This is a genomic window from Halodesulfovibrio sp. MK-HDV, from assembly GCF_009914765.1.
Lineage (GTDB): Bacteria > Desulfobacterota > Desulfovibrionia > Desulfovibrionales > Desulfovibrionaceae > Halodesulfovibrio.
Window position 1 is genome coordinate 79,848 of record NZ_WYDS01000003.1, and the last position, 19,960, is coordinate 99,807.

Annotated in this window: 16 protein-coding genes, 1 tRNA gene and 1 pseudogene; 12 read left to right on the top strand and 6 right to left on the bottom strand. The window is 42.5% G+C overall.

The window, feature by feature from the left end; translation table 11 throughout:
- Positions 1-6: 6 nt before the first annotated feature.
- On the bottom strand, positions 7-639 hold the full coding sequence (qrcA, locus tag MKHDV_RS03045) for a menaquinone reductase multiheme cytochrome c subunit QrcA (protein WP_160712146.1): 633 nt from the start codon (positions 637-639) through the stop codon (positions 7-9).
- A 506-nt stretch (positions 640-1,145) separates the two neighbouring features.
- Here qrcA and MKHDV_RS03050 point away from each other — a divergent pair.
- Both MKHDV_RS03050 and MKHDV_RS03055 read left to right on the top strand, forming a co-directional pair.
- Positions 1,146-2,825, top strand: a complete 1,680-nt coding sequence (locus MKHDV_RS03050; RefSeq protein WP_160712148.1) for an ATP-binding protein — start codon at positions 1,146-1,148, stop codon at positions 2,823-2,825.
- Positions 2,826-2,922: 97 nt separating this feature from the next.
- Positions 2,923-3,014 (top strand) — tRNA-Ser (locus MKHDV_RS03055).
- A 185-nt stretch (positions 3,015-3,199) separates the two neighbouring features.
- On the opposite strand, the gene MKHDV_RS03060 is transcribed toward MKHDV_RS03055, so the two are convergent.
- A complete protein-coding gene (locus MKHDV_RS03060) occupies positions 3,200-3,502 on the bottom strand; it encodes a hypothetical protein (protein ID WP_160712150.1) in 303 nt (100 codons plus the stop codon).
- Positions 3,503-3,553: 51 nt separating this feature from the next.
- Here MKHDV_RS03060 and MKHDV_RS03065 point away from each other — a divergent pair, with 51 nt between their 5' ends.
- Positions 3,554-4,003 (top strand): iron-sulfur cluster assembly scaffold protein, encoded by a 450-nt coding sequence (locus tag MKHDV_RS03065; protein ID WP_160712152.1) that lies wholly within the window; start codon positions 3,554-3,556, stop codon positions 4,001-4,003.
- A gap of 582 nt (positions 4,004-4,585) precedes the next feature.
- Here MKHDV_RS03065 and MKHDV_RS03070 read toward each other — a convergent pair.
- Entirely contained in the window at positions 4,586-5,380 is a 795-nt protein-coding gene (locus MKHDV_RS03070; RefSeq protein WP_160712154.1) for a TSUP family transporter, read from the bottom strand.
- 102 nt (positions 5,381-5,482) lie between these two features.
- On the opposite strand from MKHDV_RS03070, the gene MKHDV_RS03075 reads away from it, so the two are divergent.
- Entirely contained in the window at positions 5,483-6,397 is a 915-nt protein-coding gene (locus tag MKHDV_RS03075) for a LysR substrate-binding domain-containing protein (protein ID WP_160712156.1), read from the top strand.
- A 269-nt stretch (positions 6,398-6,666) separates the two neighbouring features.
- Here the strand turns inward: MKHDV_RS03075 and MKHDV_RS03080 are convergent, their stop codons facing one another.
- Positions 6,667-7,671, bottom strand: a complete 1,005-nt coding sequence (locus MKHDV_RS03080) for a hypothetical protein (protein ID WP_160712158.1) — start codon at positions 7,669-7,671, stop codon at positions 6,667-6,669.
- Between the two features lie 428 nt (positions 7,672-8,099).
- Here MKHDV_RS03080 and MKHDV_RS03085 point away from each other — a divergent pair, with 428 nt between their 5' ends.
- From MKHDV_RS03085 to xsc, 5 genes are all read left to right on the top strand, one after another.
- Entirely contained in the window at positions 8,100-8,402 is a 303-nt protein-coding gene (locus MKHDV_RS03085) for a hypothetical protein (RefSeq protein ID WP_371416006.1), read from the top strand.
- 421 nt (positions 8,403-8,823) lie between these two features.
- Positions 8,824-10,302, top strand: coding sequence for an RHS repeat domain-containing protein (locus MKHDV_RS03090; RefSeq protein WP_160712160.1), 1,479 nt, complete (start codon positions 8,824-8,826; stop codon positions 10,300-10,302).
- A gap of 774 nt (positions 10,303-11,076) precedes the next feature.
- Positions 11,077-11,463, top strand: coding sequence for a VOC family protein (locus tag MKHDV_RS03100; RefSeq protein ID WP_160712164.1), 387 nt, complete (start codon positions 11,077-11,079; stop codon positions 11,461-11,463).
- Between the two features lie 545 nt (positions 11,464-12,008).
- Complete coding sequence (locus MKHDV_RS03105; RefSeq protein WP_160712166.1) at positions 12,009-12,317, top strand: hypothetical protein; 309 nt, start codon at positions 12,009-12,011, stop codon at positions 12,315-12,317.
- Between the two features lie 514 nt (positions 12,318-12,831).
- Entirely contained in the window at positions 12,832-14,598 is a 1,767-nt protein-coding gene (gene xsc / locus MKHDV_RS03110; RefSeq protein WP_160712168.1) for a sulfoacetaldehyde acetyltransferase, read from the top strand.
- Between the two features lie 497 nt (positions 14,599-15,095).
- On the opposite strand, the gene MKHDV_RS03115 is transcribed toward xsc, so the two are convergent.
- On the bottom strand, positions 15,096-15,281 hold the full coding sequence (locus MKHDV_RS03115) for a hypothetical protein (RefSeq protein ID WP_160712170.1): 186 nt from the start codon (positions 15,279-15,281) through the stop codon (positions 15,096-15,098).
- Positions 15,282-15,529: 248 nt separating this feature from the next.
- Here MKHDV_RS03115 and MKHDV_RS03120 point away from each other — a divergent pair, with 248 nt between their 5' ends.
- From MKHDV_RS03120 to MKHDV_RS03135, 3 genes and pseudogenes are all read left to right on the top strand, one after another.
- Complete coding sequence (locus tag MKHDV_RS03120) at positions 15,530-16,177, top strand: OmpA family protein (protein ID WP_160712172.1); 648 nt, start codon at positions 15,530-15,532, stop codon at positions 16,175-16,177.
- 1,306 nt (positions 16,178-17,483) lie between these two features.
- Positions 17,484-17,759, top strand: a complete 276-nt coding sequence (locus MKHDV_RS03125; protein ID WP_160712174.1) for a DUF6694 family lipoprotein — start codon at positions 17,484-17,486, stop codon at positions 17,757-17,759.
- 682 nt (positions 17,760-18,441) lie between these two features.
- Positions 18,442-18,759, top strand: a pseudogene (locus MKHDV_RS03135) (5-methyltetrahydropteroyltriglutamate--homocysteine S-methyltransferase); the annotation flags it as partial.
- 156 nt (positions 18,760-18,915) lie between these two features.
- Here MKHDV_RS03135 and MKHDV_RS03140 read toward each other — a convergent pair.
- Complete coding sequence (locus tag MKHDV_RS03140; RefSeq protein WP_160712178.1) at positions 18,916-19,950, bottom strand: DUF4434 domain-containing protein; 1,035 nt, start codon at positions 19,948-19,950, stop codon at positions 18,916-18,918.
- Positions 19,951-19,960 lie beyond the last annotated feature (10 nt).

Below are 19,960 nucleotides of genomic sequence, written 5' to 3' on the forward strand. Positions count from 1 at the left end.
CCCCTTTTACTTATGACAGACGAAGCATGCGTTGCTGGAACGAGTAACGCCGTAGTGCTCTGGATGAGCATGGCAGCGTTCACATTGCCACATCTTCATGGTCTGTTTGCTGTACTTGGTCAGCTTGTTTTCATAGTAAGTCGGGGCCTTGTCCATATTGGCCACATCAATGTGACACTGGGAGCAGAGCTCGGTTTCTGTGAAGTCATGGCAAGAATTGCATGATTCCATAGAATGAGCAGCATGACTGAAGAAGACGTTATCTGGCTGTGCTTGATAAACATGCCATTTAACTTCTTTACCGGTCTCAACATACTCCTTAATGAAGCGTGCTTCTTCCGGATCTTCCCCGAGTGGTTCGTCGCTGTGACATTCGGCACAGCTTTCAGTTGTCGGAAGGCCGGCAAAAGTGCCGTCTTCACGGAAATAATGGCACGCAGAACATTCCATTTCTGCGTCTTGAATATGCACCTTATGGCTGAAATTAATAGGCTGTTCCTGTTCTGAAAAAAGCAGTCCAGGGAACGCCCACCAACCAAAGATGAGTGCCACTACCAGACCTACGAAGAACGGGGCCGCGCCGCCAAATTGGCGTGACGTACTGTTCCCGTCGGCAGGATGTAATAGTCTCTCCTCCATAACCCTTCGCCTCATAGCTGGTTTAAAATATTGAAAAAAAGCCCACATTGCCACTGTTTAGTGTCTACTTTGCAGGGGTAGTTGCGTCAAGGTGAAATATTTCACGAGCGGTAACTAACCCTTCTGAAACGTAGATTTTCCGCGGGTGGGGCATATCCATTAACTGTGTTTCTAAAACATAAAAATAAAGTTTTTGATACTAAAAAAACCGTTGAAACATCACTGTTTGAAAATCCAAACAAAGGTAAAATGTGAAATAATATAAATAGTTAGTTTCTAAATTAGAGTAATTTAGTAGTTTTTTATGGCTTGTGCAAAAAATATTAAGCCCGTGCTGAACTCTGAAGAATGAAAGAAGAATTTGGACATGTGCCAGCCCATATAACTCGACAGGGAGTCTCCTGGAAAATTTATCTGCAAATGATGTATAATATGAAGATTTTTCCGCGAAGCTGTGGTACTGAGGAGTGTGATTTCATGTATGTGTGCAAGAACTGGGGGCGCATATGGATAAGAATATTAGAGATGACCGTTCGTTGTTGAGCGCCGAAGCGGGCAAGGGTCGAAATATGTCAAAACCGGTTGATGTTACCACAGCCATAGAGCGGATTGTTGAGCTTGAAGCACATTCTGCAAAGCTTGAACGTGAAGCAGCAGCAGCAAAGCGTGAAGCATTGTTGTTGAAGGATATTCTATGCGCAATACCTGCTGATGCCACTGTGTACACTGCCGATGAATGTGTGGTGTATACAACTGCGTCTGCAAGTGATCTGTTATGGGCGCCCGTAATTAATGGGCTTTGTTTGTGCGATAGTGACCGCATACATACTATTCAGACTGCCATTGCTGAGGGTGGGAGTCACACCATGACAGAAAGGCATCAGGATACAGGGGCACACCGTACGGTTCAGTATATACCTTTGCATTTGGAGCAAGGGGAACCGATGGTTCTTAAGTATACTAATGTAGCAACGCGTGAGCAGGAAATGGCACACGAGTTAAAGGCTGCTAAGGATGCAGCAGAGGCCGCAGATAAAGCTAAAAGTGAATTTCTTACAACAATGAGTCATGAAATTCGTACGCCAATGAACGGGTTGCTTGGCATGCTTGATTTGGCACTGGATACCGAACTTGATGCAGAGCAACGGGAATATCTTGAGGCGGTGGAAAACTCAGCGGAGTCATTACTCGTACTCATTAATCAAATTTTAGATTTTTCAAAGATCGAAGCAGGTGTTTTGGTCGTCGACAAGCAGGCCTTCAGGCTTCGAAAACGCCTTTCTGCGTTGCGTACTATGTTCTTTCATCGTGCAGAAGAGCGTTGCTTGAGTTTGGTATTCACTGTTCCAGATGATGTTCCGGATGTGTTAATAGGCGATTTTCCACGGATCAGACAGGTTATCGTTAACTTACTCGATAACGCATTAAAGTTTACAGATGGCGGAAGCGTCCATTTATCTGTTGATCTGGTTGAATTGGAAAGCGACAGAGCTCAATTACGATTTTCAGTGAGAGATAACGGAATTGGCATTCTTAAAGAGCATCAGGATGCAATTTTTGAACGTTTTGTACAGTCAGACAGTTCTGTATCCCGACAATATCAAGGTACTGGGCTTGGTTTGGCCATTTGCCGGAAACTTGTCGAATTAATGGGTGGTACGTTGGAGGTATCCAGTGCACCGGGTGAAGGGGCAGAGTTCTATTTTACCCTTCCGTTCCAGCTTGGAAAGTTGAACGAGCGGGGCGAGGTGGCAACGCGCGAAACAGCTATGGCTAAGCCAATACTCGGCAGTTCTAAAAAAGTTTTGGTAGTTGACGATAATGCCGTAAATCTGAAGTACATGAATATCTTCTTGAAGAAGCAGGGTTTTGAGGTCGATTTGGCAACCAATGGTATTGAGGCCTTGGAAGCTGTAAAAGAAGAAGCGTATGACTTAGTGCTGATGGATATTGCCATGCCTCAGATGGATGGTATCGAAGCGACGCGTAGAATTCGTGAGTCGACATCATTTAGTGTACGTCCTGATGTGCCTGTGGTGGCAATGACGGCACATGCCTTGAAAGGGGACAGAGAAGCCTTTATTGCGGCAGGGATGAATGAATATGTAGGAAAGCCTATTAATCCTGATGACTTGCTCAGGGTTTTGTTTGGATTGCTTGAATCTTCAGAATCTGCGCGGAATTAGTGCATATATAAAAAAATAAAAAAAATGCATTAAGTACTTGCGCTTTGAATTGTAATTCTCTATACAGTCCACCTCTGCTTCGCAGAGACATCAACACGGAGAGGTGGCAGAGTCCGGTCGAATGCGACGGTCTTGAAAACCGTTGAAGCTTTGCGGCTTCCGGGGGTTCGAATCCCTCCCTCTCCGCCATTGAGATTGAAGCCCTTACAGTGCAAACTGTGAGGGCTTTTTTTGTGTCCAACGACTGAACTTAAGGAGTTTGTTCAAACTTTGTCCAACTTCTTATGTTTTGAGTGTTGTTCTATTTTTGCGTGTAGACATTTTACGATGTTTTCCGATCTAATTAGTTCAGTAAGATGTTGAAAGCCGTTGTGTTAATCATCCCACTTGATGGCATATTTCGAACTTCTGTCACCTGCTGTTTTAACAAGCATTTTCTTTTCAAGAAGATCAAGAAGGTAATGAGTCCCAGTCGCATAGACTGCTTTAGCCATGCTCGTATACTTTTTGGTCGTAAGACCACCTTCAAATCCATCAAATTCGGCATCTGGAAGCTTGTTAAGCGAGTTGTGTGGCTTCTTTATAAGACCAAATGAACGTTTCCTCCCGTCAGAGTAGACTTTGTAAACAGATAACCAATTGTTATTGAAGAACAAAGAGCTGAGTGTTAAAATCATACGAGCTTTGTATTGAGGCAAAGTGTAAATGTTTAACAAACGGACGTGAAAGTGCTCAGTTTTGATGAAATAGTGAATGAATTGCAGGGCAAAATTAATAGTGAAGCCATTGATGCCTTTGGGGAGGCAGGATTTAAGCGTTGGCGCAATCCACCGCATAGGGGAAAACCTGCCAAGGCCAACTACGAGGGTGTATCCACTGGTGGGTGCGGTGATACTATACGATTATTTTTGTATATTGAAGACGATAGAGTCTGTGATGCCGGATTCGCTACTGATGGCTGTGGCTCCAGCACGATCAGCGGTTCCATGGCTGCGGAGCTGGCCGTGGGCAAGTCTTGTGATGACCTTGCTGCAATAACGGGAGAGACCGTTCTTGAAGGTTTAGGCGGGGCAGACGGTCTGCCTGCTGATGACCAGCATTGCGCTTGGCTAGCAGCCAACGCGTTACACGAGGCTGTGGGAGACTACTACAAGCAAACTGTGAAACGTGAAAAATAAGATTATCAGATTCAAGAAGCTAACAATAGAATATTGCGTAAGCAAAAAGAAGCTCCATAGGTAGTACCTTTGGAGCTTCTTTTTTATCTCGTAATAAAGACTTAGGGTAAGTTTCAAGCAAGCATAGTTTAGCTATTCAGCCACATTAAAAAAGGGTTCACAGCAACTCATTGGAAACCCTTGTATTCTCTGGTCGGGATGGCTAGATTTGAACTCACACCCCCTTTGAACCCCATGCAGTTGGTTTCTTTAATAAGATTTTTCCAATCAGCATGTTACAGTTTTTCTTGGGTTTGCAAATAACCATTTCACGATATATTCGATGCGATTAGTTCAGCGAGAGACTCGAGGAACAGAGCGTGCATCGTGCTTTCACCACCTGTAACCACTTTGCACGGGCATTCAGCTATTTCTTTTCCAACATGTCCATTGGAAGATCATATTCTGCCAGATAGTGAGCTAACAAAAATGACGCAGGACTCGTTCGGGTACTAAATAGTCGCCTTGTTTTTTGTAGCTTAACTGGTTTTCCACAAGCTTGTGGCAGGATCATCAAAGACAAGCTATTCATTAAAGTGATAGTTAAACGAGCCAGCCCATAAATACATTCTCGTAGATTAGCTTCGCAGTCATTATCATGGTTACTGATATGAACACTGGACGCACCAGCCGAGTGCCATGTGAAATCACAAATTTACTTCCTATGATAGAGCCAGTGATTTGCCCAACTCCCATAATCAGCCCCAAAGTGTAGTCCACTTGTCCTAATATGATAAATAATATAAGAGAAGCAAGATTACCTATTAAATTTAGTGGCTTAGTTGTCATTGTTGCTTGTTTGATTGTATATCCAAGTAGAACTACAAATGCTAGCATCCAAAATGAACCAGTGCCTGGTCCAAAAAAACCATTGTAGAAACCAATGAGCACCCCGCACATCACCATAAACTTCTTAGGTGTCAATTTTGCTTTAGATGGCTCTGTTGCCTCCAGCCTTTTAGATGTAACGGAATAAATTGTGATCCCTAGCATCAATACAGGAAGAAGGATTTCTAATGCTTCCTTTTCAAAAAGATTTACAGCACAAGCACCGGATAGCGCACCAAGAGATGTACATATTATGCCTAAAGTTAAGCCTTTAAGGGGCATTTCCTTACTAGCAAAAAACATAACTGACGTTGTTAACTCTCCTATTACAGCCTGAAGCTTATTTGTACCTAGAACAGTCATGAGGGGTAAACCTGATAACATTAGACACGGGATAGTAATTAATCCACCACCACCTGCTATAGCATCTACAATGCCCGCGAAAATGGAGACTGCGAACAAAAATGAGTAGATCCACTCTCCAGAACTTAAAACAAATCCACTTTCCATTTATTACTCCGACTTTAGTTTTTGCTCTAAGTGGCATTTGTAGCATCAAGAAGTGTGTAGTAAAACTAAAGGGCACTTACTCTTTAATTAAGGTTAGACCTAATGCTGTCATCACTGGATATTGAGTTTTTCATTACTATTGCGGCGAGTCGTTCTTTGGCTGCTGCTGCGAGAAAGCTCAACGTTACGCCTCCAAGCGTTTCTCAGCGTCTTCAGAATATTGAGCGCAAGTTAGGAGTAAAATTAGTAGAAAGGGGTGCTCGCTCCATATCATTAACGAATGAAGGCGAAATATTTGCAAAGAAGGGACGCGGTCTACTGCAAGATTTAGAGAATTTAGAACAAGATATCTCTGACAAAAAATTATCTATTTCAGGTGAAATCAGATTAATGTCCCCAATAGGGTTAGGAGTAAAACACATTGGTCCTATAGTGGCTGAGTTTCAAAACCTATACCCGCAGACAACTATTGAACTTAATTTATCTGACATCCCTAAATGGGCGGTGCATGATAACCTCGATATTATGTTCTACGTCGGTCACTTGCAGGACTCGACATTGAAGAGAGTCATTTTGGCAAAAAACCGGAGACTATTACTGGCATCCCCAGAATACCTTCAGTCTGCACCATCATTAATCCACCCGATAGATTTGGATAACCACAGGTGCATTGCGCTTAGAGAAAACGATGAAGATGCAACCATGTGGCGTTTTACTGAAGTGGCTACAGGGGGTGTTACAAGCGTAAGAATTTCTCCCGTGTTATCAAGCAATGTTGGTCAGGTAATAAAAAATTGGTGTGTTGAAGGAGAGGGGATAATTCAGCGTTCTGAATGGGATGTACAATCAGAACTGAAGAGCGGGAAATTAGTAGAAGTTCTTCCCTCCTACCAACTCGCAACAGCCGATGTCGTCGCATTATTGTCTTCCGAGCGCTTTAATAGGTCAAAAAAGGTGACTGCGTTCCTAGATTTCTTAAAAAAACGTTTGGCAGAGCGACTGATATCTTTAACCTAGGTATGAAAGTATGAAACGAGGAGGCTTGGTAGGTCCACCTCCCCTGAGGCTTCGACCTTGTGGTTTATTGAAGTCATAGCACATGTGCCGAACCTCATTGCGAAACAAGAATCTGTATCAGACAAAACCAAAAAAAAAGTCCTCCTCCATAACATGGAAGAGGATTTATTTATTTTGTGCGGATAAGATAAGTTATATCGCTGGGCGGCGAAACATTGTCGACAGTCTGAGGTTCTACCGATGCCCCGAAGTTTAGTAAATTTTTATTATTACGTAGATGCCTTCAGGAGGGTATATAAGTTGATTGCTTTCAGGAGGGCTTCTTTTTGTTCTTCTGGAACGAGAAAATCTTCATATCCACGAGAACCATGAAATCTGAGAATAGCTTTCTTTGACGTGGAAATTTCATTGATCAGTTTGCTCATACGATCGTTGTATGGAAAAGTCATAACTTCCCATACCATATCGTTACTATCTCTATAGGCTTCACCATGGAAAGGTGCATACTTTTTTCCATCTACAAGCGGAACAATACTATCTACAAACAGCCAGTTGCGGCCATTGTAAGTGAAAAATAGGTTTGCTTTCGTATGATTCTTCTTTTTTGTTACATACATAACAAGATCAGAGCCGTTAAAGGTGCCATGACTAAAGCGGAAAGAGTCATCAAGCTCGTCATGACGAATCTTCCAGTCGAGTAGGATCTCTGCAATCTTGGTTTTGTTCTTTTTAAGCTGGGAAAGCAGTTCATCTAGAGAATTAAGCGTTGAAACATATTTTACTTTCCCATTACTCAGTCTGTAACAGTTGAATCTGTAGTGATAGGAAACATATGTAATGGAACTACCTACAACAAAAGGTTTTCCGCACTTACTGGCATACTTCTGATAATCTTTATACCAAAAAACACTGTATTTCGCTCCAAAGCTTTTATCAATCTTTTCATTTTTAACCGTCTGGTAATAAAGAGTATTCCCATTTTCCATTTTAAATGCATAGTATGCAAACCCCTTGTCTACCTCCGGTTGCTTACTAAGAAGATAGCCGCGCATCATCGAATATTGATCAGCGTTACTTACCTGTGAATTTTCTACGCTGTCCCGAAAAGCATTTCCGATATATTCATACTTTTGATCATGTACTAGGATAATTTCACGACGACCATTTGGGGTATATTTCTCTACGGATTTAATCTTAAATTCTGTCTTTTTTCCTTCAATCTGTTCAGTCGCCACAGAGTTTGTTGGTATTACGTCAGGTGCAGCAGTCTGCATGTGTTCACAGGGTACAGAAGGTGAAGTTTTTGGGGTACAAGACACAACAGAACAGACCAGAATGAAAACAGAAATGAATTTAAGCACTTCACCCTCCTTAAAGTAATATTAACAAATGTTACTAGGACATATCTGATAGTTTTCTCACGTCAACCATAATCCATCTGTGAATTTTTATTCCTTTACTCTTTTTATCTCTACCGGTTCGGCAAAGAGTGGCTACTAAATTAGTGGTGATTCATATCAAGATGTCAGAACTGGTGATTCGACTAGCCCACCTGTTATATTTGATCATAATTCATTCGAGACCAAGATATTGAGGGTAACCAGCAAGGTTTACTTGAAAGTCGTCATTGTAAGAACTAGCATGGGCAAACTAACGCTGGAGCTGATGTGAAGCTAACTGCACAAGAAATTAGGGCTTAGCCATGTTCGACGAGTTTGATTTTTTTTCGGATGTTCAGCAGATGGATCCGCTTACTAAGGAGAATGAGCCGTGTGTTGGTTGTGGCTGGTGCTGTCTGCGTGATCCTTGTTCCGAATCCCATCAGAAGTACGGATACACAAAGCGGTGTCCTGAACTGTTGTGGGACGAAAAAATTACCCGCTATATTTGTAAGCTTATGCTTGATCCCAAGTTTAGTGAACAGGTGCGCAAATCTCAGCATGAAGGGCAAGGCTGCTATGCGCCGCTCAATGATTGGCGCAAGGACATTAAGAACCGAGGCTGACACCCCATTGCTCAATGCTCCATCGACTGAATCGCCCCTAGTTTTGTAGATATTTTTGAACTACAAATTTACNTTTTTTTAGCGCGGAATGCGCAATATGGTAACTTTGACAGTTTTAGCCTTTGGTTGTGGAGTGAGTTTCGAATTTCATTAAAATGTCCCGCTGTCCCTCTCTTTAGTAGACGGGACAGCGGGACATTTTCATGTTTTGTTCTTCGGTCGTTGGACTGCTTACTTGGATTTATCCATTCCTTCTGCGATTTCTCGGATTGAGAGGCCGTTTGCTAGATGCCAGCCAAGTTGTCCACTGGTGCAACGTGCTGTTGTGATCATACGGACATACTGGTGGAAGCGCTGTTAGAGCGTTTTGTTGATTTTATATATGCTATGTTTGCTGCAAACTTTTTGAAGGAGAAAAGTAATGCAGCAAGTTAGAGCGATGAGTACAGAAGAGTTTTTACGTAACGAAGTTTTTCGTCAGCCGACCAAGCGTACTGCAGGTGTTGGAAAAGGCGCTGTTCCTCAAAGGGGGGCAGATGACCGGATGGACATGACGCCAGATAGTGCACCTAAGTATCAGAAGACAGAGTTTAGAACCAGACAGGGTGTTGTCTTTGGTGTGATGGAACTTTTTCGAAATGCAGAAGGGCAGATTACACAGCGTAATGCTTTGTTTGGAAAGAAGAAAAACATTGTTGAATACGGGTATGATGAACAGGGGCGCCTGACAGCAGTCCGAATGAACGGTTTTCTTACAGAACAGTATAACTACGGCGCGCGTGGGGAACGGCTTCAAGAGCTGAATGGTGCTCGCTATGTGTACAACTATTCTTCGCAGCTTGAGCAGGTAAGAACGCCAAATGGTAATATTGCTTTTGCCTACGATCAACAAGGAAGGCGTATTGTAAGACGTGGCGCAGGTGGAGAAACATCATATCATTATATTAAATATGGCCTTCTTGAGCAGGTTTGTACTCCTGACGGGCGTTTTATTAAATATACGTATGATCCGTTGGGGAGACGCTCTTTTAAGGCTGTGAATGGAAAGATAACTGAAAAGTATTGTTGGAAAGATATGCTTCGCTTGCAAGCAGCCTGCACAGGGGAGGATGAAGATCATGTTGTGTTTAAATACGCACAATCAGAAAAAAATGCGTTGCAACCGACCTTCCTTACATGCAAAGGGAAAGAATATTTCTTAGCATATGACCATGTTGGAACTATTTTAGCCCTTTCTGATGAAACTGGCTTGATTGTGCACGTGGAAGAGACAGATAGTTTCGGAAGAAGATTGTCGAACCATAAACTCGCGACTGTTGCCATGCTTAGTTTCGGCGGTGGGCAGCTTGATGAGGATACTGGTCTGGTTCATTTTTTGTTCCGTGATTACGACCCGACAACAGGACTCTTTATTCAAAAAGATCCGCTTGGGGTGCGCGGTGGTGATGTGGATGTGTACGGCTACTGTTTGGATGATCCAGTGAACTTGGTTGACCCTTTAGGGTTAAAGACACGTATTCATAGATATGGTGGTGTTCCTGGACATGTTTCAATAGACCCTGGAACGGGTGTAGCTATCGGAAAGTATCCTAAAGAAGGGGCGAAAGATGCATTTTGGGGAGATGGCGAATATCGTATTGAAGAGAGACCTCCTTTAGAGATCTTAGAGATTGTAACGACTCCAGAGCAAGAAGCAGCTATTCAACAATATTTGGAAACAGTTACGGGAGATAAGAGTGCTGTGAGATACAATCTGCCGACAGAAAATTGTGTTGATGCAGTGGATGATGCTTTAGAAGCTGGCGGAGTAGATACTCCATGGTGGAGCCAGTTTCGAACTCCAGCGTCGTACTTTAACGGGCTTTCTGAAAGTGTTGGGCAATTATTTGAAGGTGAGTAGGAGAGAATGAAGAAATATTTTCTATTGGCTTTAGTAGTAAATTGTCTTTTTGAGATAGGGGTACAAGTGGAAAGTATGGTGTCCTCTACGGGGAGGCTATACCAATTCATTTATGGAATGACCGTTGCTGTAAACCCTTTTGGTTGGTTGCTGGCAGGTCTTAAATGGCCTGGAAGCATGTATGATGTGTTACTTACTCATACAGTTATTATTGGGCTTAGTGTTGCGTGTATATGCGTTGCAGGCTTTTTGCGAGAACGGTCTGAGAAAATTTTTCGCATATCGGGAACACTTATGTTGTCGGTATATGTGCTGCTGGGGCTCTTTAGTTTTGCTATAAGTGTATTGTGAGCGCAAGTTGGTATCTGTATATGCAAACGGTGTTATCATAACCTAATGCTGTATTAACCTAAAGTGTCCCACTGTCCCTCTCTCTAGCAGATGGGACAGCGGGACATTTTCATATTTTGTTATTCAGTCGTTGGGCTGCTGACTTGGATTTACCCATTTCTTTTGCGATTTCTCGGATTGAGAGGCCGTTTTCGAGGTGTTTTTCAAGCTGTCACAGTTCAGTCTCTTCGATGTCCCGCTTTTTCCATGAGAGAGCGTTGCTATCTTCTATGAGATTGTTAACGTGTAGGCTACTCGTTTAGCGATCTTGTACATTTTAACAGTTTCAAAAGTATAATGTGTTTCCAAAGTAAGCATGCAAGTGTATGTATTTTTATACGATTGTGCGCTGAAGAGTAATAATTTTAATCTATTGGAGGCAATATGCAAGGGGCATCAAGAGAACACGGAATTTTCAGTTGGAACGAGTTGATTACCTCGGATCTAGAATCGGCGAAAAAGTTCTATGGGGATTTATTCGGATGGGAATTCAAGGAAGTGGAAACTATATACGGTAACCAATACATCATTGCCATGATAGGAGATAAGGCCGTCGCTGGTATGTTGCTCAGAGAGGGGAACATGCCTGAAGATGTTCCTCTTCAATGGGATAACTATGTTACGGTTGATGACGTTGATGCCTCGGTCCAGAAGGTTGAGAAAGCGGGGGGGCAAATAATGTTACCACCTACGGAAATACCTGGAGTAGGGCGTTTTTGCGTTATTTTGGATCCACAGGGGGTAGGCTTCAATTTGATTACCTATCTATAACTCACGGAGACGGTTCTTGGATGTAATTATCAGTAATGAAATAAGTTAACACGAGGAGGGACAATATTTCTCCAGTCCTTCCTCGTGTAGTTTTCTTTGGACGGGATGACGAGATTTGAACTCACATCCCTTGAGGCCAATGCAGTTAGTCTCTTTGTTGATTCTTTTTGTATCATATCTTGCTAGGTCATTGTGATCTTATAAGTAGATGTTTTCCGATAGACCCCGACGAAATTAGTTCAACGAAAGTTTTTAAAAGCAGAGNTTCCATAGTGCGTTCACCACCTGCAAAAACTTTGATACGGACGTTCAACCTGTTGTTTATAATACTTTGTTACAAGGTTGATGCCTTATCCATAGCCAGTTGAAAAAAATGGCGCATAGTTCATCCAGATACGAATTAATCACGTTGTTGTTTGTAGGTAAACTATGTGTCCATACGTTTGTAGCAGGATCAAAAACTTCGTTTGCTGTTTTTGAACAGATAGTTGACTTTGATTATCAATTTCAATATTCTTTCAAAAACAGAAAAACCGGAGAAAGATATGGCAGGAATTAATAGATTTGGAACTACGAAAGATATGGTCATTCAGGAAATTGAAGAAGGTGATAACTCGTTTCTTGTAGTTATTGACTCGAATGGATTGTATTTTACCACGAATGATAGAGTAGATTCAGGTCTTGCAGATACTAACCGTTATGCAGTGGATCGCAGAAAATTTTTAGATAGATTGGAAAAACTCGGTTTCTCTCCTTTAGAAATGTTTGAAGCCAATAGTGATAAAATCAAACTCGTGAGCACTAAAACGAAAAAAATTAACCCGCTTAAGGCATCCAAGCGAGGATTGTCTTAACAGGCCGTTAAAAAAATTCCGTAGTCCCTTGAGGGGTGATGGAATTGGCTTCCTGACACGAAAGCGAAAGGCTCTGAACCAAGATGATTCGGAGCCTTTATTTTTTAAACAAGCTCTGTTGGTGCTAGAATTGCTTGCTTACGTGATTCAATGAACTAGAGAGGCTATTACGCAATATTTCAATTATGTTGAGCAGCCAGTATTGCGATGGGGGTGGGCATAACTGAGCCTGCCGCTTAAATAAAAACTATTCCATTGGGCGTTATATACAGTTTTGTTTAACCGTTGTTTTGTGTTATAGCTCTAACTCTACAGATTGTTAGCTTTGCTTTGAAGAGTAATGTAATGGTTTAAGTCGGTTAGCTGGGGCTTGTATACTTTGAATTGAGAATTAGTTGAGTATTGAATGAAGCAGCAAGCTAGCAAATAAGGTGTTGTTCATGGTCGACGTATAGTGCGGCATTCAGATAGTGCCAGCGTCGCAATCTAGTAATCCATAGCAAGGAGACACATCATGAAAATGACTACAGAAGAAGCTTTTGTAAAAGTACTTCAAATGCATGGTATTGATAATGCGTTCGGTATCATCGGCTCTGCAATGATGCCTATTTCTGATCTTTTCCCTAAAGCAGGAATTACCTTCTGGGATTGCGCCCATGAAACCAACGCTGGCATGATGGCAGACGGCTTCACTCGTGCATCGGGTAAAATGTCCATGATGATTGCGCAAAATGGCCCTGGTATTACTAACTTTGTTACACCAGTAAAAACTGCCTACTGGAACCATACTCCACTGTTGCTTGTCACTCCACAGGCAGCAAACAAAACCATGGGACAGGGTGGCTTTCAAGAAGTTCCTCAACTGTCTGTATTTGAAGACATGGTTGCATATCAGGAAGAAGTTCTTGATCCTTCCCGTGTTGCAGAAGTGCTTAACCGTGTAATCCTAAAAGCTAAACGTGCTTCTGCACCAGCACAGATTAACGTCCCGCGAGATTTTTGGACTCAGGTTATTGATATTGAACTGCCAGCCATCGTAGAGTTTGAACTACCTTCCGGCGGTGAGGATGCTATTTCTCGTGCTGCAGATATTCTGTCTAATGCTAAGTTTCCTGTGATTCTTAACGGCGGTGGTGTGGTCATCGGTGGTGCGATTGAAGACTCCATGGCGTTAGCAGAGCGTCTTGATGCTCCTGTGTGCTGCGGTTACCAACATAATGATGCGTTCCCTGGTAGCCATCCACTTTATGGAGGGCCTCTTGGTTACAACGGATCTAAGGCAGCAATGGAACTTATTTCGAAGGCAGACGCTGTGCTTGCACTTGGTACTCGTTTGAATCCGTTCTCAACTCTCCCGGGATACGGCATTGATTACTGGCCAAGCAATGCTGCGATTCTTCAGGTAGACATCAACGCAGATCGTATCGGGCTGACTAAGCCTGTTAGCGTAGGAATTGTGGGTGACGTTAAGAAGGTTGCCCAGAGTATTCTTGCTAAACTGGCTCCTAGCGCTGGCGACGTAGGCCGTGAAACGCGTAAGGAAATGATATTTGAAACCAAAGCTGCATGGGAAAAAGAGCTTGCTTCTATGGATCATGAGCAAGACGATCCGGGTACTACTTGGAACGAACGTGCACGTTCTCGTGAGCCAGAAAAACTAACTTCTCGTATGGCATGGCGTGTTATTAAAGAAGTAATGCCTGAAGGTTCCATTATCTCTACTGACATCGGTAACAACTGCGCTATCGGTAACGCATATCCAACATTTGAAGAAGGCCGCAAATACCTTGCTCCGGGTATGTTTGGCCCATGCGGGTATGGTTTTCCAGCTATTCTCGGTGCAAAAATTGCTAAACCTGAAGTACCAGTTATCGGTTTTGCCGGTGACGGTGCATTCGGTATTTCCATGAACGAAATGGTTGCTTGTGGTCGCGATGATTGGCCTGCAATTACAATGGTAGTATTCCGTAACTATCAGTGGGGTGCTGAAAAACGTAACACCACGTTGTGGTACGACGATAACTTTGTGGGTACTGAGTTGAACCAAAACGTCTCGTACGCTAGCATTGCTAAAGCATGTGGTGTTGAAGGCTGTCAGGCTGCTACCATGGAAGAACTTCGCGAGAAACTCTCTGCAGCTATTAAAGCGCAGATGGAGGACGGCAAAACTACTTTTGTGGAGATCCTAAACAATCAGGAACTAGGCGAGCCTTTCCGTCGTGACGCTATGAAAAAGCCCGTGTCTGTTGCTGGTATCAACAAGGATGACATGCAGTCATAATATGATGGCTGATCGGGCGATGCGACTCTGAACGTGCTAAGTATTTTTACGAAAAAAGGCTCATAGATGTTCATCCATGAACCTCAAACTGCTGACAATCCCCTGTCTTAGTAATAAGGCAGGGGATTTTGATGTAACAGGCTATATCTGGAATGTATTCAAGTACCTGCCTCAGGTGTTCAGCCACATTAAAAAAGGGTTTAGATCAATTCGATCTAAACCCTTTTATTCCTCTGGTCGGGATGACGCGTTTTGAACTCACGCTCCTTGAATTCCATACAGTTGGTTTTAAGATAACTTTTATATCAAGATGTTATGCTGAGGGTTGTGTTTGTAAGAAAGCAAAAGCAGATATTTTCGACAAGTTTTATCTAGTTTTAACTTGATCCTTAATGCATTTTCTCCAAAAAGATTTGATAGGGATTCTTGGAAATCTTCGGTTGAACTACTGAGTGAGTATGGTCAGGGATGTAGTTCCTCACGACTCTTCGTACGTTTCAAGTACGTTGGAAGTAACGATCTTGTGAACTTAATTCCATGCCTGCTTTGATTGTGTATCTTGAGTGCTTGGAAGGCGCTACTACCTGCTGAATATTCCTTTTAGAAAGGTGGCAAGCAAGTACAAGTGGTTGTCTTCTATCTTCAAACTGAAGCTCTGAATACTCTTTAGGAAGTGTTGGCATTGCGGCTTCAGCGGCCTGTGGGATAAGCCTGTGGGCGCCTGCTCATAGTAATTCAGTTCATGAGTCAGCATTTTCAGTTGGCAGATTTCCTTCTTCCAGTCTAGGGTTGCTCACGGCGCATGACTAGATGCGCCATACTGCTTCAAGCGCCATACAACAGAAATGGGTGTAACTCTTTGCACGTCGGGGTGATATTAATCGTGCAAGTACTAACTATTAATAAAACAGGTGGTAAGGAGAGGCGCGAAATGGTTCGATATTGTAGAGTGCTCTTTGTGTGTGTGTTGTGTGTTGCTATGTTTGGCTGTGCGAGTATGCAGACACGGCAACAAAAGGGCACTGCATATGGAGCAGGTATTGGTGCTGGCGTAGGTGCTATTGTTGGACAAGCAATTGGCAAGGATACAAAAGGAACTCTTATTGGTGCCGGCATCGGGGCTTTAGTAGGTGGCTTGGCTGGCAACCAGATTGGAAGATATATGGATAGTCAGGAGCAGGATCTTCGTAATGCGATTGCTGCTTCTGAAACTGCTAGTATTCGAAGAGAGCAGGATGTTTTGCGTGCGACCTTCAAGGGTGAAGCGTATTTCGATTTTGATAAGAGCAAACTCAAGCCCGGGGCTTATTATGAGTTAACGCGGATAGCTGATGTTTTAAATAACTATCCGCAAACAACAATAGAAGTTGGGGGGCATACGGATGCTAAAGGTTCAGCTTCTTATAACCAACAGTTGTCTGAACGTCGGGCAATGGCTGTAAAAGACGAGTTAATTCGTAATGGAGTTGCTCCTCAAAGAATCCGTGCTGTCGGGTATGGCGAGACCCGTCCAATATCCTCTTCGGATGCTGCAAACCGTAGGGTTGAGATACTTATCGTGCCTGTACGACAGGGCTAATATATCTGGATGTAAAATGTAAAAAAAGGGAGTGACTCACTCCCTTTTTTTGTGGACTTGAAATCTTGATCAAGCTTCTTTCCCATTTTTTTATCGGACCTATTTCTTTGTAGGCAGCAAGCGAAAGGGTGAGGGACACTATTGTAAAAAAAGATAGTTATCTAGTCATAATGAGTTGAATCACTATAGTTTTGTAGACTGGTCTGCCCCATCTTCGGAGCTGTGAAGTAGGAGATGCAGATATAGGGGGGCGCTCCCCTTGAACCTCATTTAATGATTCACTGTCCCTTTCTTTTGTAGGCGGGACACTTTTACACTTTGTTCTTCAGTCGTTGGGCTGCTGACTTGGATTTACCCATTTCTTCTGAGAGTTCAGCAAAGAATGGCTGGTGCTCTATAACAACTAGTTTGATGTCTTGAATCAAGGAATCAATGGCTTAGAATCTATTCTGACATGGTGATATCTAGTGATGGTAAAGTCGGGGCGTGAGTGAACTGCAACGTCAGCCACTGCACGGGGGGCTGTATCTTTGCTCTATAGCTCTTTGATGGCTAAGTCCAAATGTCATTAGACGTAGTGTGGCAAAGTCGCGCTGTTGGAGCAACTATGGCTGATTCAGATGGAATGCACACAATTTTTGGTAAACACGCAAGTATGATGAAGGCAAGTGCCTAGAGGCAGCGATATGTTCAACGATGGGATGTGGTAGTGGTTCAGAAATAGTAGGCAGAGAGTATTGATTATGATCGTCTGCTTGTTTCGTAGCATCCGGGTGCTCGTCTGCATGATAAAAGAGTATCAGTTGGCTTTAGTTCTAAAATCTAGTCTGAGTTTTTTTGTTTATTTTACCGAGAGTACCGTGATCTTTTTTTCTCTACTTTTACATGCTGTGGGCTTTGTTAGCATCGTGATCATTACCTCCACGATGATTAGTGGTTACATTGTTCTGAAGCCTGAATTGATTACTTCAACGTATTTAAGAAGGGATTATTGGTGAAGGAGTTCTTTAATCTTTGCTGATAAAATATTTACCTCAACTAGTTGTGTAGAATGAGATTTAAGTTTTGCACGGTCATTGAGTGAAAATACACTGAATGGTTTCTTTAAATGCTATTGCCACTAGTAAAGATGAGTTGCTGCGTGTAGCAACAAGCAACATTTCTTTGAGCTGTTTTTTTTGTAGTAGCTATCCTCAATTATTCATATTTTTTACTCTTTATTGACACTTTTCTGTGTGTGTGTTCTGTGGGAGAAAAGGAGTGGGTATGATCAAAATTTGTTCTAAGTTTTTTTATTGTTTTTTTATTGTTAGCATTTATTTTTGTTGGAGTAGGATGTTCATCTGAGCCAACGGTAGACGCTTCATCTAAAACTGCTTTTAAGCAATCAATTCAGGAAATCTACAAGTCTGTACCTGAAAATGAACAGCAAAAGTTTAACGAAACCCTCACTGGGATGGGAGCCTTGCTGTTCATTGCCAAGAAAGGGAACGAAGAGGAAGTTCGAAAGTTCTTTGATGGGATGACGTATAATGACATCATGGAGAAGGCGCAAGAGTTTCGTAATAGAGTAAAACAGTAAGAGTGATGCGATGAAGATAATATCACTTCTTTTCCTTTGCTTGCTGCTAACAGTCCCGGCGCTTGCTGCTAATTTCGTTAATCCGATTGGGTTTAATCCGACTTCAGAAAATNAAAAAAGCTGTCATCGAGTATATTAAACAGAATGTTAAACAGGAATGCTCCAAGGTTGGTATGGATTCTGAGAGTACATTGCGGATGATGGAAGAGCAGAACTTGGAAGCGTTTAAACAGTTGCTTAGTGCACAAGATAACAACGTATTAGCGCGTGTCATCAACCAGTGTTGTGGGATTGGAATGTGTAATTACGCGACAATTCACATGATGTACGAGCAAGAAATGAAGGCCAAAAAAAAATCTTTGAAGTGGTAATAGGCTTAAACTAAAAACTATTATTTATAAAAAAGTATGTTAATCATGTGAGTAACGTATGGTATAAATAAAAAGACGATCTTTTAGGTCGTCTTTTTTTGTTCTCGAAGATTGATTTTGGGTTAATTCTTAAACAGGTAGGCTAATCAAATCATGTCAGGTTCAATTTTCGTGTCATAGCCTATCAAGTTAGTGTTGAATTTTTCCTTACTTCTTTGATGCGTTGAATCGGTGACAGGATGAAGATGAAAATTAGCTAAATTTTAACATTAACTGTTTGCTTTTTTGCAGTACTGACACTTACGAGTTTTATATTTGGTGCTATCGCTACAATGGATGCAGATATTATCAGCATTGAAGCAAGCCGTAGCAAAATGGAGTTATTGGATGCGTTCAAGAGCTTTGATTACCCGAATGAGATCGGCCCGGGGATCTATGATATCCACAGCCCGCGTGTTCCATTCAAAGAGGAGATGGTACAATTCTTTGAAGATGCGAAAGCGTATATCCCAGAAGAACGGTTGTGGATAAATCCAGATTGCGGTCTTAAAACTCGTGATTGGCCGGAGTGTATTGCTTCTTTGAAAAACATGGTCGAAGCCGCATACGAAATGCGTAAGCGCGCATAAAACTTTTTTTAAAATTAAGCCCTTACAGATTTTGCTGCAAGGGCTTTTCCTGACCATATTCTTTAAAGATCTTTCTGTTGTAACAAATAAACTGTCAAATTTTACGGGATGTTCGGGAGTCGTGAATTTCAAAGGGATGGCTCCGCAGTGAGTTGGCTAACTGCCGTGAAGAACTTCTTGGAGAAGAGCATTTGCTTTTTCGCCACCCAGCGGGCTCATATATTCGGCAACGCTAAATATCATAACTCCATGTGGAGCGTACGGTAGCTCTTCTCGCATTTGTTCTTGGATGCGTTTTAACGATGCAGGTTCTGCTTTAAAGGTGTCACTCTCTAATTGAGTGAATATTTCGAGTACAGGCTGGATGATACAACACGATCCCTGCATTTTCTGCTGCATGATACTTAGATAAATGGGCACATCTTTAATGCCTAATTTTTTTACGCCGACCCCATCCTGAAATAGGACGCGTTCAATCCCAGACTCATCGGCAACAGCCCTCCAGAATTGTCCCAGTTTTTCCGGTGAAGCCCATCCGTTTGAGAAAGCGGAGATGGACATGGGTTTGTTTGGAACTAACGTGCTGAGGTCTCCGTGGCTATCTTTGATGAAATCACAAAGGATAGATCTATATTCTTCGCTCAACCACGTCCGGTCATCAATTTCTTGAGAAATATACCACCCGGCAAAAACTGGGGAGCGTTGGAGCTGCTGAGCAATTGGTTTAATGGCGTCCATGGTTGCTTTGCGTATCCGCATAAAGTGAACTTGTATAAGTTCAGGCTCGGATTTTACTCGCTCCCAGTACGAATTATAAAAAACACCGCCAAGGGTAACGAGCATACCATTGCACTCAGCGCACTCTAATATTTTGCTGATGACGGATAGATTATATATAGGAACGGATTGAATTGGTTCACTTGGCTCTTCGAGAGCCTCGGGCTTTTGGGGGCCTTCTGTTGTTCCCGCGCTTTCTTCAAACACTACCCACTGCACTATTATTTCGCGGATACCCAGTCTTCGGTATGTATCGAAAAGAGTATCCCACTTCTTACCGTCCCATGTTTCCATGGTCTTGGTGGGTTGTAAAAAGGTTCCTGCAATACCCTGCATACCAAAGCCGGAAGACGGCAAAAGGAAGATCGAAACTAAAATAGAAGTGGCCAGAAAGGTACGAAGACGGCTTATCATATTGCTCTCT

Bases quoted from the DNA above. Each gene is read 5' to 3' on its own strand.
- xsc (WP_160712168.1), top strand. From the start codon at position 12,832: ATGAAAATGACTACAGAAGAAGCTTTTGTAAAAGTACTTCAAATGCAT.
- MKHDV_RS03085 (WP_371416006.1), top strand. From the start codon at position 8,100: ATGTTCGACGAGTTTGATTTTTTTTCGGATGTTCAGCAGATGGATCCG.
- MKHDV_RS03090 (WP_160712160.1), top strand. From the start codon at position 8,824: ATGCAGCAAGTTAGAGCGATGAGTACAGAAGAGTTTTTACGTAACGAA.
- qrcA (WP_160712146.1), bottom strand. From the start codon at position 639: ATGGAGGAGAGACTATTACATCCTGCCGACGGGAACAGTACGTCACGC.
- MKHDV_RS03080 (WP_160712158.1), bottom strand. From the start codon at position 7,671: ATGCAGACTGCTGCACCTGACGTAATACCAACAAACTCTGTGGCGACT.
- MKHDV_RS03115 (WP_160712170.1), bottom strand. From the start codon at position 15,281: ATGCCAACACTTCCTAAAGAGTATTCAGAGCTTCAGTTTGAAGATAGA.
- MKHDV_RS03050 (WP_160712148.1), top strand. From the start codon at position 1,146: ATGGATAAGAATATTAGAGATGACCGTTCGTTGTTGAGCGCCGAAGCG.
- MKHDV_RS03140 (WP_160712178.1), bottom strand. From the start codon at position 19,950: ATGATAAGCCGTCTTCGTACCTTTCTGGCCACTTCTATTTTAGTTTCG.
- MKHDV_RS03100 (WP_160712164.1), top strand. From the start codon at position 11,077: ATGCAAGGGGCATCAAGAGAACACGGAATTTTCAGTTGGAACGAGTTG.
- MKHDV_RS03060 (WP_160712150.1), bottom strand. From the start codon at position 3,502: ATGATTTTAACACTCAGCTCTTTGTTCTTCAATAACAATTGGTTATCT.
- MKHDV_RS03105 (WP_160712166.1), top strand. From the start codon at position 12,009: ATGGCAGGAATTAATAGATTTGGAACTACGAAAGATATGGTCATTCAG.
- MKHDV_RS03120 (WP_160712172.1), top strand. From the start codon at position 15,530: ATGGTTCGATATTGTAGAGTGCTCTTTGTGTGTGTGTTGTGTGTTGCT.
- MKHDV_RS03070 (WP_160712154.1), bottom strand. From the start codon at position 5,380: ATGGAAAGTGGATTTGTTTTAAGTTCTGGAGAGTGGATCTACTCATTT.
- MKHDV_RS03075 (WP_160712156.1), top strand. From the start codon at position 5,483: ATGCTGTCATCACTGGATATTGAGTTTTTCATTACTATTGCGGCGAGT.